This is a genomic window from Pseudomonas sp. 382 (assembly GCF_002759075.1).
GTDB classification, from domain to species: Bacteria; Pseudomonadota; Gammaproteobacteria; order Pseudomonadales; family Pseudomonadaceae; genus Aquipseudomonas; species Aquipseudomonas vlassakiae.
The window spans coordinates 1-14,432 of sequence record NZ_PEMX01000026.1; the positions used below are offsets into that span (position 1 = coordinate 1).

Here is a 14,432-nt window from a genome sequence, read left to right on the forward strand (position 1 = left end):
AGGACAAGCTGGTGAACAAGAAGGTCGTTGAACGACTGATGGCTGAGCAAGGGTTGAAGTCAGTGGTACGGCCTAAGAAATACCGTTCCTATCGTGGTGTTGTCGGCAAGGTGGCGGCGAATTTGCTGGAGCGAAATTTTGTTGCCCAACGGCCTAATCAGAAGTGGGTGACCGACGTGACTGAATTCAAGGTGGCGCAACAGAAGCTCTATCTCTCGCCGGTGATGGATTTGTACAACGGTGAAATCGTGGCGTACGAAACGGCCAAACGTCCTTGCTACAGCCTGGTTGGGAACATGCTCGACAAGGCCCTCGACTGCTTGGGAGAGAAGCCGAAGCTTGTGCTGCATTCAGATCAGGGATGGCATTACCAGCAGGCTCAGTATCGTCACAAGCTCCGTGGGCGAGGCGTGAAACAGAGCATGTCGCGCAAGGGCAATTGCCTGGACAACGCGGCCATGGAAAGCTTCTTCGGTACGCTCAAGTCTGAATTTTTCTACCTGAAGCGCTTTGAGAGTGTCGATGAGTTGAAAGCGGGCCTGGACGAGTACATCCGCTACTACAACCATGACCGCATCAAACTGAAGCTCAATGGCCTGAGCCCTGTTGAGTACAGGGCTCAGGCTGCAGCATAGAACTGTCCAACTTTTAGGGGGCAGTCCATACCTGTGGGAGCGGGCTTGCCCGCGAAGGGGCGCAAAGCGGCCTCAATCATTTATGATGCAGCTATCCGCCTCGCAGCCTTACGGAGGGCACTGAAAATGGCCCAGGAACTCTACACCCGCACCAACCAGAAACTGTTCTTCGCAGGGCTGGCCCTCGAATCCATGGCCAAGGCCGAACAAAGCCAGGCCATGAACGCCCAAGGCCTGGTCCAGGCCGAACGTGAATCAGCGCTGTTTCACCTGTACGGCGCACTGTTGGGGCTGTGCCATGAAATCGGTGGATTCTACCGTCTGCCCGTAGTGGCTTCGGTCGAGCAGGCGCTCGCCGATGATGCATTGAACACCATCGCCATCCCTGAAGTGGCCGAAATGCTCGAACTGGTTCGCCAGCGGGAAACCTGGTTGGCGCAATTGGTCAGTGCTTATGCCGATTTGTTCCGACCACCGGTCGCGAAAAAAACAGCAAAAACCGACGTCACCCAGCCGTTGATTCAGGCCGTCAACCTCGATGAGCCCGAGCACCCTGCGTTGTCTAGGGAAGAGTTGGAAAGTTGGCGGAACAATCTCAAAGGCTTGGTGAGACGTTTCCGCGACGCGTTGAGTGAGTGCTGATAGCTGCAACGGCTGGTACACTACCGGCCTTTCGTGGAGAACTGCCCTATATGTCTACGTCGTTTCTGGAAATTGTCGAGTTGCCTGATGGCCGTATCGAGCTGCGTCGCGCCGAGGATGAAGGCTCCCTGGTAACCCTGGATTTCTCGGAAGACGCCAAGGCGTTCCTGCAGGGCCAGCATGTCGAGGTCGCCAAGGCAATGCTGAGTGTTGGCGTGCAGATGGCAGGCCGCTTGGTAGAGGGTGAGCTGGAGCGCGACGAAGGGCCGCGTGTACTGCACTAAAGCGCCCGCTTGCACTGCTTCATAGGCAAAGCCTGAACATCAGCCGAGGCGGATGTTCAGGCTTTGTGCGTTTCCGACACTGGCAGCGCGTAGCAGTTGTTGGCGAGCGGTAGCGTTGACGCTGCCAAGCCAGCTGACCACGGTGTGGCTGCGGCCCAGGCGCAACGCTTCGCAGGCCAGCTGCAGTGCGCTCTGATTGCCACGGGCATGCAGCAGCAGGATCCGTTCGCGGTTAAGCCCGGCATCGCGCAGCCAGGCCTGGGTGAGGCTGGCCGGTGGGGCGATCAGCGTCAGCCAGCGCGCTTCCTCCTCCTCGCTAAGCTCGCGCAATACCGGCGCCAACAGGCTCTGGCAGTGTTCGGGGGCGCCACGCAGTGACAGTTCGCTGAACAGCTCCGGATGGCTGCTCTTGCGTGCCTGCTCGCTGGCCTTCAGGCCTGGCAGTACCGGCTGGGCGAGGAACGCTTCGAACAGCGGAAGCTGGACCTGCTGATGTGCTTGGATGGACTGCTGCATGACGCCTCCTGAATCAGCGGCGAATGACGCCGACACTCAAACCCTCGATCACCAGTTCCTGCTCTTTCAGGTCGACTTCGATAGGGGCGAACTCGGGGTTTTCGGCGATGAGCCAGACCTTGCTGCCTTCGCGCTTGAAGCGCTTGACGGTCACTTCGTCGCCGATACGGGCGACGACGATCTGGCCATTACGGGCCTCGCGGCAGGTGTGCACCGCCAGCAGATCGCCGTCGAAGATGCCGATGTCCTTCATGCTCATGCCGTGCACACGCAATAAATAGTCGGCAGGGGGGTGGAAGAAGGTCGGGTTGATGTTGCAGGATTGCTCGATGTGCTGCTCGGCGAGGATAGGAGCGCCAGCAGCGACTCGGCCAATGATCGGCAAGCCGTTTTCTTCGGCCTTGGCTTCAAAGCCCGGTATACGGATGCCACGGGAAGCGCCCGGGGTCATTTCGATTGCGCCTTTGCGGGCGAGGGCCTTGAGGTGCTCCTCGGCGGCATTCGGCGACTTGAAGCCCAGCTCCTGAGCGATTTCCGCACGCGTGGGTGGGAAGCCGTTGTCTTCGAGGCAGCGTTTGATGAAGGCCAGAATCTCGGCTTGGCGTGGCGTCAGTTTCAACATGGCGGGCGCTCTGTCTTTTTATACAGTGCCTGGGATTATATACAGTGCTGGGTTCGCTGCAAGCACAAAGCTGCAGGAAATACGCAGGATGACGCTTGCAGCCTGCAGTCTGGCGCCTTTAAATGGCGACCGCCCAGTCACCGAGCCTTGACATCGGCAGGGCTGAAACGTATGTTTCAAACACCTGTTTGTCTCTGTCTGGCGGAGTAGTGATGGCCCAATCTGAAACCGTTGAACGCATCCTCGATGCTGCCGAGCAGCTGTTCGCGGAACGAGGCTTCGCGGAAACCTCATTGCGGCTGATTACCAGCAAGGCCGGGGTCAACCTCGCAGCGGTCAATTATCATTTCGGCTCGAAGAAGGCCCTGATCCAGGCCGTCTTTTCGCGTTTCCTCGGGCCGTTCTGCGCCAGCCTCGAACGTGAGCTGGAGCGGCGACAGGCCAAGCCCGAGCAGAAGCCCAGCCTTGAAGAGCTGCTGGAAATGCTGGTAGAGCAGGCATTGGTCGTGCAGCCACGCAGCAACAACGACCTGTCGATCTTCATGCGCCTGCTGGGCCTGGCGTTCAGTCAGAGCCAGGGCCATTTGCGGCGCTATCTCGAGGACATGTACGGCAAGGTGTTCCGCCGCTACATGCTGTTGGTAAACGAAGCTGCACCGCGCATCCCACCGCTGGAATTGTTCTGGCGCGTACACTTCATGCTCGGTGCCGCGGCGTTCAGCATGTCCGGGATCAAGGCGCTGCGCGCCATTGCCGAGACCGATTTCGGTATCAACACGTCGATCGAGCAAGTCATGCGCCTGATGGTGCCATTCCTGGCCGCTGGCATGCGTGCCGACAGCGGTGTCACCGACAGCGCCATGGCCAGCGCCCAGTTGCGCCCGCGCAGCAAGTCCGGCAGCGCTACTGCCAAGGCTTGAAGGCTGGGCGGGGCAGGGCGCTTCGGCTAAGCTAGCGCCCATGCCTGACCTCGATTTCCTGCACATCGCTCTCGCCGACCAGCGCCTCTACGGCTTTGCCCAAGGCCGGTTGCGCGTGCGCATCGTGGTTTCCACCGCCCGCAATGGGGCAGGTGAGCGCAACGGCTCGGGCTGCACACCACGCGGGCTACACCAGGTGCGTGCACGTATCGGCGCAGGCTTGCCAGTCAATGCCGTGCTGCAAGGCCGGCGCTGGACGGGCGAGGTCTGGTCGCCGACGCTGCACGCGCAGCATCCCGGGCGGGACTGGGTCCTGACCCGCATCTTCTGGCTCAGTGGCTGCGAGCCGGGCGTCAACCGCCTGGGTAGTGTCGACACCTTTCGCCGCCACATCTATCTGCACGGCACGCCAGACACGGAACCCTTGGGCGTGCCGCTGTCCCATGGCTGCATACGCTTGCGCAACATCGACATGCTTGGCCTTTTCGAGCGCGTCCCGGCACATTGCCCGGTGCGCATCGACGAGGCCGCTTGCCCTGAGTGGGCTTCACTGACTCTGCAATGAAGGATTGCCTATGACCAGCCTGCAAGGCTCCCTGATGGTGGATATCGCCGGTAAATGGCTGACTGCCGAAGATCGCCAGCTTCTACGCCAGCCGGAAGTGGCCGGCCTGATCATCTTCGCCCGCAACATCGACAGCCCACGCCAGGTGCGTGAGCTGTGCGCATCGATTCGCGCCATCCGTCCCGACCTGATCCTTGCGGTCGACCAGGAAGGCGGCCGCGTGCAGCGCCTGCGCCAGGGCTTCGTACGCCTGCCGGCGATGCGCGCCATCGCCGACAATGCCAATGCCGAGTACCTGGCCGAGCAGTGCGGCTGGCTGATGGCCACCGAGGTGCTCGCGGTCGGCCTGGACCTCAGCTTCGCTCCGGTGCTCGACCTCGACCACCAGCGCAGCGCGGTGGTTGGCAGCCGTGCCTTCGAAGGCAACCCTGAGCGTGCCACACAGCTGGCTGGCGCATTCATTCGCGGCATGAATGCGGCGGGCATGGCAGCTTGCGGCAAGCATTTCCCAGGGCATGGCTGGGCCGAGGCGGATTCGCATGTAGCGATTCCTACCGACGAGCGCAGCCTCGAACAGCTGCGCCAGGCGGACCTGGTGCCGTTCTCCCGCCTTAGCGGGCAACTGGCAGCGGTGATGCCGGCGCATGTGATCTACCCGCAGGTCGACAACCAGCCTGCCGGGTTCTCGCGCCGCTGGCTGCAGGACATCTTGCGCGGCGAGCTGGGCTTCGACGGGGTGATCTTCAGTGACGATCTTTCGATGGCTGGTGCGCATGTGGTGGGTGATGCCGCCAATCGCATCGAGGCGGCGCTGAGCGCCGGTTGCGACATGGGCCTGGTGTGCAACGACCGGGCGGCGGCGGAGCTGGCGTTGACCGCAGCGCAGCGCTTGAAGGTCAAGCCGTCGGCGCGTATTGCGCAGATGCGCGGGCGTGGCTTTGCCCGTACCGATTATCGCCAGCAGCCGCGTTGGCTGGAGGCCCTGGGGGCCTTGAAAGACGCACAGCTGGTCGATTGACTGTACCGGCCTCTTCGCAGGACAAGCCCGCTCCCACAGGATTTCACCCACCTCAAGAACGGTACACTACCTAGGGGAGCGGGCGTGTCCCGCGAAGAGGCCGGTACAGGTTATCGGGTTCGCTTGCCAGGTAGCGGGGCAAACAGCGCGTCGATCTCGTCATCGCCAAGTCGCCATTGCCCTGCCTGCCCTCCATCGAGCAGGCTCGCCGCCAGCGCTGCCTTCTCCTGCTGCAGCGCCTGGATCTTTTCTTCCACCGTCCCCCGGGTAATCAGCTTGAACACGAACACCGGCTTGTCCTGGCCGATCCGGTAGGCACGGTCGGTCGCCTGGTTCTCGCTGGCCGGGTTCCACCACGGGTCGAAGTGGATTACGGTGTCCGCAGCGGTGAGGTTCAGCCCCACCCCTCCGGCCTTGAGGCTTATCAGGAACACTTCGCTGTCGCCCTGCTGGAACTGCTGCACCGGGGTGCGTCGGTCGCGGGTGTCGCCGGTGAGCAGGCTATAGCGGATCTTGCGCTTTTCCAGCTCCTGCTCGATCAGCGCCAGCATCGAGGTGAACTGCGAGAACAGCAGGACACGGCGACCCTCGCTGAGCAGCTCTTCGAGCATCTCCAGTAGCGCGCCGAGCTTGCCCTTGTCGGCCTGGTTGCCTTTGGTCTCGACCCCTTTGACCAGGCGCAGGTCGCAGCACACCTGGCGCAGCTTGAGCAGGGCGTCGAGGATCACGATCTGGCTGCGCGCCGCGCCATTGCGGGCAATTTCGTCGCGGACCTTCTTGTCCATGGCCACGCGCACCGCCTCGTAGGTGTCGCGCTGGGCGTCACTGAGTTCGACCCAGTGGACCATTTCGGTTTTCGCCGGCAGCTCGGTGGCCACCTGTTCCTTGGTGCGGCGCAGCAGGAACGGGCGCACCCGGCTGACCAGGTGGGCCAGGCGCTCGGCGTCGCCGTGGCGCTCGATAGGGGTGCGGTAATCCTGGTTGAAGCGTTTCACGTCTCCCAGCCAGCCGGGCATGAGGAAGTGGAAGATCGACCACAGCTCGCCCAGGTTGTTCTCCATTGGCGTGCCGGTCAGGCACAGGCGCTGGTTGGCCTGCAGTTCGCCGACGGCCTGGGCGGCTTTGCTGGTGCTGCTCTTGATGTTCTGTGCCTCGTCCAGCACCAGCACATGCCAGGCTTGCGCGCGCAGGTGTTCCAGGTCGCGAGGCAGCAGGGCGTAGGTGCTCAGTACCAGGTCGTATTCGTGCAGCTTGGCGAAATGCTTGCTGCGGCCGGGGCCATGCAGGGCCAGCACGCGCAGGCCGGGAGCGAAGCGTTGCGCTTCATCGAGCCAGTTGGGTACCAGGCTGGTTGGCATCACCGCCAGGGCCGGGGCGGTCAGGCGCCCGGACTGTTTTTCCAGCAGCAGATGAGCCAGGGCCTGCAGGGTCTTGCCCAGGCCCATGTCGTCGCCAAGGATGCCGCCGGTGCCCATTTCGCGCAGGGCCTGCAGCCAGTTCAGGCCTTGCTGCTGGTAAGGCCGCAGGGTGGCGTTGAGCCCGCTCGGCACTTCGACCTGCAGCTCGCGGGCGTCGCGCAGGCGCCGGCCAAGGTCGCGCACATGGGCGCCACCTTCCCAGTGCAGTGGCAGGTGTTCGATGTCATTCAGCCGCGCGGCGTCGGCACGGTCCATGCGCAGGGTAGGGCCGACCGCGTCCTCGTGCAGGTACAGTTCGCCGAGCGTGCCCATCACTGCCTTGATGCGGCCATAGGGAAGCGCAACGCGCAGCGCCGGGCTATCCAGGCGGCCGCGATTGAGGTCGATCAACAAATGCTCATCGTCGCTGCGCCGCGCCAGTTCGCTGGGGCGCAGCAGTTCGGGGTTGCTGCGCAACAGTTGCAGCACGATCGGCAGCAGGCTGTGACGCTGGCCTTCGACCACGATACCCAGCTCCAGGTCGAACCATTCATGCCCCGGCGCTTCCTCGATAGTGGCGTACCAGTCGTCCACGTCCTGCAGGTTGAAGGCGAAGTCACGGTGGATTTCGATGTCCCAGCCAGCCTCGCGCAAGCGTGGCAGGCCATCGCGGGCAAAGCGCAGCCAGGCCTCGTCGTCGGGCAGCTGGAGCATCTCGCCAGCACTGTCGGGCAGGGCCTTGCTCTGCCGGGTGGCGGGTTTGAAGCCGAAGTCGCGCAGCACCTTGCGCTGTGCCTGCTCGGCCTGGGGCTGGCGGCGGATGCGCTGACAGGTGGCGTCGACCAGGCGGGTCAACGGCTTGTCGTCATTGCCACTGGCGCGCAGGCCGTCGTAGTCGAACGCGAGTGCGGCGCGGTGCTGCATCTGCCGTTGCATACGCCCGGTCTTGGGCGTGTAGGCGCTGAATTCGAGGCTGCCGAGGGTCAGGTGGGGCCTGGGCTGCAGGTCATCGATGAGCTGTTCGTCCAGCGTGGTCGGCGTAGGAAGCTGGTGGTTCAAGGCATTGAGCTTGTGGCTGAGAGGCACGACGAGGTGTTCCGGAACGTCAGGAGCGATGGTCAGTTGCAGGGCAATGTGAGGGTCGAGGCTGTGCTCGAGCTTGCCTGCTTCACTGCTCGAAAAATCGAAGTAGTAAAGCGGCAGTAGTGCAATCACGCAGTTCAGCGGTGTTTCGCCGTGATACCAGATGCCGCGATAATGGCCGTTATCCAGTCGCACCCAGCGGAACTCGGCGGCAAGCGCCGGGCCCTCGCGCAGCAGCGGTTTGTTCTCGTCACAGAGCATGCGCCCGGTATCCAGTGCACGCTGGAACAGTTCGCCGCCTTCGCGGCCTGTGAGCTGGTAGCCGCGATCCTGGCTACCGGCCTGGTTCAGTGCCGAGAGCAGGCGCAGGATGCGGATGTCTTCCTCTTTGACGAAACGCGGTGGTTCGTAGAGGAATTCATACAGTGACTGCACGCGGCTGTAACGCAAGCCCTCCTCTTCGCGCATGCCTTTGCGTACCCGCAGGGCGCAGCCAGGTTCCTCGGTCAGCCTGAGCTGGTAGCAAACCATGCGTCCACGTTTATCTTGCGCTTCGGCGGTTTCCGGGGCGGGTTGCTCAAGGCCTTTCAGCCAGCGCTGCAGGTTGGCTGGCAGTGCGTCGCCAGCGTGTTTTGCCGCTGCCTGCGGCTCGCTCAAGGTGAGCAATACGGCGGCGCAGTGCTTGCAGTTCTGCCCCACTGGGCAACTGCACTGGCCGCGTACGTGGCAGCGGCCAGCCAGGGCGGTGAGGGTGATCTTCAGCCGATAGCGGCTGCCTTCGCTGCCACGACAGGTGGCTTCGATGATCGGGCCGCTGCAGTGTTCGACCTCTACCCGGTCTTCCCGGGCGTAACGCTCGCCGCGCTGCAGGACCGGGCCGGTGAACGACTGGGTCCAGTTCGGGTATTCGCGCAGCAGCTGGAGAGCGTCGCGGCTCATTGCATCACTGCTCCATCATCTCCGGGTCCATCACCGGCATCTTCGGCGTGCCCGGGGGCGTGACCTTCAGCAGCAGGGCCAGGTGGCCGCCATCGAGGAACGTCAGTTGGCCGCCTTTCATGTTGCTGTTGCTCTGCTTGAACTGCTCGCTTTGCAGTACGTTGCCGTTGCTGTCCAGCTGGTTGACCCAGAAGTTGGCCTCCACGCCGATGAAGCGGCCGGCGGTGATGCCCAGGTTGCCCTCGATGGGGAAGTGGCCGAACTGCTCGGCGCCGGCGCTCAGGGCGATGCGGCTGGTGTCGCTGCTGACCGGCTGTTGCCAGGCCTTGTGCAGCAACACGGTGTAGTCGGCAGTGGCTTGCAGGCGGGTGGCCTCATCCTGCAGCGCCAGTGGGCGTTCGGCGCCCTTGTCCAGGCGCGGGGCGCCGGCGCTCCAGTCTTCCGGGGCGAACGGGCTGGTGAAGGCGGGCACGCTGTTCTGCCGCACCAGAATCATTTCCACCTGATACATCCCTTCGGCAAAGGCGGCCGGCGCGAACAGCGCGAACAGCAGGGTCAGGCAACGGATGGCACGCATGGATCTTCCTTAGGCAGGCTGTGGGGTCAGGCGCTCGAACAGCGCCTCCAAGGTGTTGAAGCGTTCTTCGGGGCGTTCCATCGGTACCAGGAAACGGAACTGCGTCGCGCCTTCGAACTTGTAGCGTTTGGGCTGGCTCTGGATCAGCTTGATCAGGGTCAGCGGGTCGACCGGGGTCTCGGCCTCGAATTCGAGCTTGCCGCCATTGGGGCCGGCGTCGACTTTCTTGATGCCGAGGGTTTCCGCCTGCAGCTTGAGCTGGGTCAGGCGCATGAGGTTCTTGGTCGGCTCGGGAAGCAGGCCGAAGCGGTCGATCATCTCAACCTGCAAGTCCTTCAAGCCCTCTTCGTCGGCCGCCGAGGCGATGCGCTTGTAGAGGATCAGGCGGGCGTGCACGTCGGGCAAATAGTCCTCGGGGATCAGCGCCGGCAGGCGCAGGTTGATCTCCGGGCCGCCGCCCAGCGGCTGCTCGAGGTTTGGCTGGGTGCCTTTGCGGATGGCCTTGACCGCACGTTCGAGCATTTCCATGTACAGGGTGAAGCCCACGGCCTGGATCTGCCCGCTCTGGCCTTCGCCAAGCAACTCGCCGGCACCGCGGATTTCCAGGTCGTTGGTGGCTAGCACGAAGCCGGCACCGAGGTCCTGGGTGTTGGCGATGGCTTCCAGGCGCTTTTCGGCGTCGGCGCTGATCTTCTGGCGCTGCGGCGTCAGCAGGTAGGCGTAGGCCTGGTGGTGGCTACGACCAACCCGTCCACGCAGCTGGTGCAGCTGGGCCAGGCCGAACTTGTCGGCGCGCTCGATGACGATGGTGTTGGCACTGGGCACGTCGATACCGGTCTCGATGATGGTCGAGGCGATCAGCACGTTGAAGCGCTTGTGGTAGAAGTCGCTCATCACCTGTTCCAGTTCGCGCTCGCGCATCTGCCCGTGGCCGATGCCGATACGCGCTTCCGGGACCAGCTCGGCCAGTTCGGCGGCGCACTTTTCGATGGTTTTCACATCGTTGTGCAGGTAGTACACCTGGCCACCGCGCAGCAGTTCACGCAGCAGCGCCTCTTTGACCGTGCTCTTGTTCTGCTCCATGACGAAGGTACGCACCGACAGGCGCCGCGCCGGCGGGGTGGCGATGATCGACAGGTCGCGCATGCCCGCCACCGCCATGTTCAGCGTACGCGGGATCGGTGTGGCGGTCAGGGTGAGGATGTCCACTTCGCTGCGCAGGGCCTTGAGCTGCTCTTTCTGGCGTACGCCGAAGCGGTGTTCCTCGTCGATGATGGCCAGGCCCAGGTCCTTGAAGCGCACGTCATCCTGCAGCAGCTTGTGGGTGCCGATGAGGATGTCGATCTTGCCTTCGGCGAGGTCGGCGGCCGCTGCGGCCACTTCCTTGGCCGACTTGAAACGGCTCATCACTTCGACCTTCACCGGCCATTCGGCAAAGCGGTCGCGGAAGCTGTTGTAGTGCTGCTGGGCGAGCAGGGTGGTGGGCACCAGCACCGCCACCTGGCGGCCACTGTGCACGGCAATGAAGGCGGCGCGCATGGCCACTTCGGTCTTGCCGAAGCCGACGTCGCCACACACCAGGCGGTCCATCGGCTTGGGCGCCAGCATGTCGAGCCGCACCGCCTCGATCGCTGCTTGCTGGTCAGGGGTTTCCTCGAACGGGAAGCCTGCGCTGAAAGTGGCGTAGTCAGCGGCGGGGTCAGCGAAGGCATAGCCCTTGCGCGCCGCGCGGCGGGCATAGATGTCGAGCAGCTCGGCCGCCACGTCGCGGACCTGTTCGGCGGCCTTGCGCTTGGCTTTCTGCCAGGCCTCGGAACCCAGCCGGTGCAGCGGCGCCAGGGCGTCATCGCTGCCGGTGTAGCGGGCGATCAGGTGCAGGTTGGCCACCGGCACATACAGCTTGGCGCCCTCGGCGTATTCCAGGGTGAGGAATTCGGCGGCCTGGCCGTCGATCTCCAGGGTGGCCAGGCCCAGGTAGCGGCCCACGCCATGGTCGATATGCACCACCGGCGCGCCTTCGCGCAGTTCGGTGAGGTTCTTGATCACCGCGTCGTTGGCAGCCTCGCCGCGTTTTTCACGGCGCCGACGCTGCATCACGCGCTGGCCGAACAGCGGGCTCTCGGCAACCAGGGCGACGGCCGGGTCGTCCAGCAGCAAGCCGTCGTCGAGCGGGGCGATGGTGATCGCCAGGCGTTCGCCGCCGGTAATGAAGTCGGCCCAGCTGTCGACCGTCTGTGGGCGCAGCTTGAGGCGTTCGAGCAGTTCCAGCAGTACCTCGCGGCGGCCCGCCGATTCGGCGGTGAACAGCACGCGGCCGCTGAACTGATCGAGGAACTCGGCCAGCGCCGCCAGCGGCTGGTTGGCCTTGGCTTCGATGGCAAGGTTGGGCAGGCTGCGCGCAGGGAAGCGCTCGCGGCCGACACCGGTTTCGATGTCGTCGGGGCTGACCACCACCCGTGGCCACTGCTTGAGTTGGGCGAAGCAGTCTTCCACCGGCAGGAACAGCTCGGCTGGCGGCAGCAGCGGGCGGGTCAGGTCGCCGCGGCGTTCTTCATAGCGCCCGCGCACGTCGCTCCAGAAGTGCTCGGCAGCCTGCTCGACGCCTGGCAGCGAGAACACCTGGGTGTCGGCGGGGAGGTAGTCGAACAGGGTCGAGGTTTCTTCGAAGAACAGCGGCAGGTAGTACTCGATGCCGGCGGGGATGATGCCGCTGGCCAGGTCCTGGAAGATCGCGCTGCGGCGGAAGTCGACATCGAAACGCTCACGGAAACGCGCCTTGAAGCGGGTCACCTCTTCCTTCTGCATGGGGAACTCGCGCGCCGGCAGCAGGCGGATCGAGTCGACCTTGTCGATCGAGCGCTGGGTTTCCGGGTCGAAGGTGCGCAGGGTCTCGATCTCGTCATCGAACAGGTCGATGCGATAAGGCAGCTTGCTACCCATCGGGAACAAGTCGATCAGCGCGCCACGCACGGCGAACTCACCATGCTCGTAGACCGTGTCTACGCAGCGGTAGCCGGTGGCCTCAAGGCGCGTGCGCATCTGCTCGACGTCAACGGTCTGGCCCACGTCGAGCACCAGGCTGCTGCCCAGCAGGAAGCGCGTGGGGGCCAGGCGGTGCAGGGCGGTGGTGATCGGCACCACCAGAATGCCGTGGCTCAGTTCGGGCAACCGGTAGAGGCTGGCGATACGCTGGGAAATGATGTCCTGGTGCGGCGAGAACAGGTCGTAGGGCAGGGTTTCCCAATCGGGGAACGGCAGCACCGGCAGGTCCGGGGCAAAGAAGCGAAGTTCCTGTTCCAGACGATCGGCTGCCTGGCTGTCGGCGGTCAGCAGCAGGGTGAAGCGACCCGCGCTGCTGGCGGCCTCGGCGATGGCCAGGCTGAGGGCGGCCCCGGGCAGGTTGCCCCAGGTTTGTTTGCCGGCCGTGGCCGACATTTGCGGAAGGCGCAGAACTGACACGGGAGATTGCACTCCAAGCGTTGCGGCAAAGAGATCGATTGTACCGGTGACGGTGCCTGCTGTCAGGCTTCACAGGCCATGAACAGCAGGCTTTGCCATCGGCGACAGGCGCTCATTGCCGGTTACGCGCTGGGGCGTCATAATGTAGCCCCTTTTTTCTGTCCCTACATGTGGAAGGTTCCCGTGACTCAGAAGCCCGACCAGTGTCTTGGTGAGTGGATCGATCGTGAAGCGCTGGCTGAAGCGATGATCCCGCTTATCGGTCAGCTCTACCGCAACAACAATGTGGTGAGCTCGATTTATGGCCGCAGCCTGATCAACCGTTCGGTTATCTCGATCCTCAAAGCCCACCGCTTTGCGCGTCACCGTCAGACCGACGAGACCGAACTGTCCGTACACGAGACATTCCCCCTGCTCAAGGCCATGAGCGAGCTGAAACTGGGCGCCGCTTCGGTCGACCTGGGCAAGCTGGCCAACAAGTTCAAGCAGGAGGGCAACGGCCGCACTGCCGAGCAGTTCGTCCGTGAAGAGCTGGCCGACGTGGTTGGCCAACAGAACGCTTCGGCCCGCAAGGGTACCGACGTCGTCCTGTACGGCTTCGGTCGCATCGGCCGCCTGCTGGCGCGCATCCTGATCGAGAAGACCGGTGGCGGCGACGGCCTGCGTCTGCGTGCCATTGTCGTGCGCAAAGGCGCCGAGAACGACCTGGTCAAGCGTGCCAGCCTGCTGCGCCGTGACTCGGTGCATGGCCCGTTCGATGGCACCATCACCATCGATGAAGCCAACAACACCATCACTGCCAACGGCAACCTGATCCAGATCATCTACGCCAAGAGCCCGAGCGAAGTCGACTACACCCAGTACGGCATCAACAATGCGCTGATCGTCGACAACACCGGTGTATGGCGTGACGCCGATGGCCTGGGCCAGCACCTGGCCTGCCCGGGCGCTGCCCGCGTGATCCTCACTGCGCCGGGCAAGGGCGCGCTGAAGAACATCGTGCATGGCATCAACCACGGCGACATCACTGCCGATGACAAGATCATCTCGGCAGCTTCGTGCACCACCAACGCCATCGTGCCGGTGCTCAAGGCCATCAATGACCAGTACGGCATCGTCAACGGCCACGTCGAAACCGTTCACTCGTTCACCAACGACCAGAACCTGATCGACAACTTCCACAAGGGCAGCCGCCGTGGCCGTGCCGCGCCGCTGAACATGGTCATCACCGAAACCGGCGCCGCCACCGCTGCCGCCAAGGCGCTGCCAGTGCTGAAGGGCAAGCTGACCGGCAACGCCATCCGCGTTCCGACGCCGAACGTTTCGATGGCCATTCTCAACCTGAACCTTGAGAAGCCGACCACCCGCGACGAAATCAACGAGTACCTGCGCCAGACCGCCATGCACTCGGAACTGCACAAGCAGATCGACTACGTCAGCTCGCAAGAAGTGGTTTCGACCGACTTCGTCGGATCGCGCCACGCCGGTGTGGTGGATGCCGAGGCGACCATCGCCAACGACAACCGCGTTGTCCTGTACGTCTGGTACGACAACGAATTCGGTTACAGCTGCCAGGTCGTTCGCGTGATGGAAGAGATGTCGGGTGTGAACCCGCCAGCGTTTCCACGCTGATTCGCTTGTAAGCGCATGAAAAAACGGGAACCTTCGGGTTCCCGTTTTTTTTGCCTGGCATTTGTTGTTGCCTGTGCCGGCCTCTTCGCGGGCTTGCCCGCTCCCACAGGGATATCACTGCTTTCAAGGCTTGTGATATCCCT

At 63.5% G+C, this 14,432-nt stretch carries 12 protein-coding genes; 7 read left to right on the forward strand and 5 right to left on the reverse strand.

Features of this window, described 5'->3' with window-relative positions; all coding sequences use genetic code 11:
- The 3 genes from CQW31_RS22775 to CQW31_RS22785 all read left to right on the forward strand — a co-directional run.
- The coding region (locus tag CQW31_RS22775) for an IS3 family transposase (RefSeq protein WP_143524246.1) at positions 1 to 635 on the forward strand (635 nt) is incomplete at its 5' end.
- A 126-nt stretch (positions 636 to 761) separates the two neighbouring features.
- Positions 762 to 1,277, forward strand: a complete 516-nt coding sequence (locus CQW31_RS22780; protein WP_054883488.1) for a DUF6586 family protein — start codon at positions 762 to 764, stop codon at positions 1,275 to 1,277.
- Positions 1,278 to 1,327: 50 nt separating this feature from the next.
- Positions 1,328 to 1,561, forward strand: coding sequence for a hypothetical protein (locus tag CQW31_RS22785; RefSeq protein WP_054883489.1), 234 nt, complete (start codon positions 1,328 to 1,330; stop codon positions 1,559 to 1,561).
- 39 nt (positions 1,562 to 1,600) lie between these two features.
- Here the strand turns inward: CQW31_RS22785 and sulA are convergent, their stop codons facing one another.
- Both sulA and lexA read right to left on the reverse strand, forming a co-directional pair.
- Positions 1,601 to 2,077, reverse strand: coding sequence for an SOS-induced cell division inhibitor SulA (sulA, locus tag CQW31_RS22790; RefSeq protein ID WP_099815448.1), 477 nt, complete (start codon positions 2,075 to 2,077; stop codon positions 1,601 to 1,603).
- 13 nt (positions 2,078 to 2,090) lie between these two features.
- Positions 2,091 to 2,699 (reverse strand): transcriptional repressor LexA, encoded by a 609-nt coding sequence (lexA, locus tag CQW31_RS22795; protein ID WP_099815449.1) that lies wholly within the window; start codon positions 2,697 to 2,699, stop codon positions 2,091 to 2,093.
- 212 nt (positions 2,700 to 2,911) lie between these two features.
- Between lexA and CQW31_RS22800 the strand changes: the two genes are divergently transcribed.
- The 3 genes from CQW31_RS22800 to nagZ are packed head-to-tail and all read left to right on the forward strand — an operon-like array spanning position 2,912 to position 5,202.
- Positions 2,912 to 3,619: a TetR/AcrR family transcriptional regulator gene (locus CQW31_RS22800; protein WP_054883492.1), complete on the forward strand. Its 708-nt coding sequence runs from the start codon at positions 2,912 to 2,914 to the stop codon at positions 3,617 to 3,619.
- Between the two features lie 40 nt (positions 3,620 to 3,659).
- Positions 3,660 to 4,184 (forward strand): L,D-transpeptidase, encoded by a 525-nt coding sequence (locus CQW31_RS22805; RefSeq protein ID WP_054883493.1) that lies wholly within the window; start codon positions 3,660 to 3,662, stop codon positions 4,182 to 4,184.
- Between the two features lie 19 nt (positions 4,185 to 4,203).
- On the forward strand, positions 4,204 to 5,202 hold the full coding sequence (nagZ, locus tag CQW31_RS22810) for a beta-N-acetylhexosaminidase (RefSeq protein WP_178075585.1): 999 nt from the start codon (positions 4,204 to 4,206) through the stop codon (positions 5,200 to 5,202).
- A 110-nt stretch (positions 5,203 to 5,312) separates the two neighbouring features.
- On the opposite strand, the gene CQW31_RS22815 is transcribed toward nagZ, so the two are convergent.
- From CQW31_RS22815 to mfd, 3 genes are read right to left on the reverse strand one after another with little or no spacing between them, the layout of a single operon-like run.
- Complete coding sequence (locus CQW31_RS22815; protein WP_099815451.1) at positions 5,313 to 8,621, reverse strand: DEAD/DEAH box helicase; 3,309 nt, start codon at positions 8,619 to 8,621, stop codon at positions 5,313 to 5,315.
- Between the two features lie 4 nt (positions 8,622 to 8,625).
- Complete coding sequence (locus CQW31_RS22820; RefSeq protein WP_054883495.1) at positions 8,626 to 9,198, reverse strand: CsiV family protein; 573 nt, start codon at positions 9,196 to 9,198, stop codon at positions 8,626 to 8,628.
- A 9-nt stretch (positions 9,199 to 9,207) separates the two neighbouring features.
- Complete coding sequence (gene mfd, locus CQW31_RS22825; RefSeq protein WP_099815452.1) at positions 9,208 to 12,657, reverse strand: transcription-repair coupling factor; 3,450 nt, start codon at positions 12,655 to 12,657, stop codon at positions 9,208 to 9,210.
- Between the two features lie 168 nt (positions 12,658 to 12,825).
- Here mfd and CQW31_RS22830 point away from each other — a divergent pair, with 168 nt between their 5' ends.
- Entirely contained in the window at positions 12,826 to 14,289 is a 1,464-nt protein-coding gene (locus CQW31_RS22830; RefSeq protein ID WP_099815453.1) for a glyceraldehyde-3-phosphate dehydrogenase, read from the forward strand.
- Positions 14,290 to 14,432 lie beyond the last annotated feature (143 nt).

Coding starts and splice junctions, on each gene's coding strand:
- CQW31_RS22815 (WP_099815451.1), bottom strand. CDS start 8,621: ATGAGCCGCGACGCTCTCCAGCTGCTGCGCGAATACCCGAACTGGACC.
- sulA (WP_099815448.1), bottom strand. CDS start 2,077: ATGCAGCAGTCCATCCAAGCACATCAGCAGGTCCAGCTTCCGCTGTTC.
- CQW31_RS22820 (WP_054883495.1), bottom strand. CDS start 9,198: ATGCGTGCCATCCGTTGCCTGACCCTGCTGTTCGCGCTGTTCGCGCCG.
- CQW31_RS22785 (WP_054883489.1), top strand. CDS start 1,328: ATGTCTACGTCGTTTCTGGAAATTGTCGAGTTGCCTGATGGCCGTATC.
- lexA (WP_099815449.1), bottom strand. CDS start 2,699: ATGTTGAAACTGACGCCACGCCAAGCCGAGATTCTGGCCTTCATCAAA.
- CQW31_RS22805 (WP_054883493.1), top strand. CDS start 3,660: ATGCCTGACCTCGATTTCCTGCACATCGCTCTCGCCGACCAGCGCCTC.
- CQW31_RS22800 (WP_054883492.1), top strand. CDS start 2,912: ATGGCCCAATCTGAAACCGTTGAACGCATCCTCGATGCTGCCGAGCAG.
- CQW31_RS22780 (WP_054883488.1), top strand. CDS start 762: ATGGCCCAGGAACTCTACACCCGCACCAACCAGAAACTGTTCTTCGCA.
- CQW31_RS22830 (WP_099815453.1), top strand. CDS start 12,826: ATGTGGAAGGTTCCCGTGACTCAGAAGCCCGACCAGTGTCTTGGTGAG.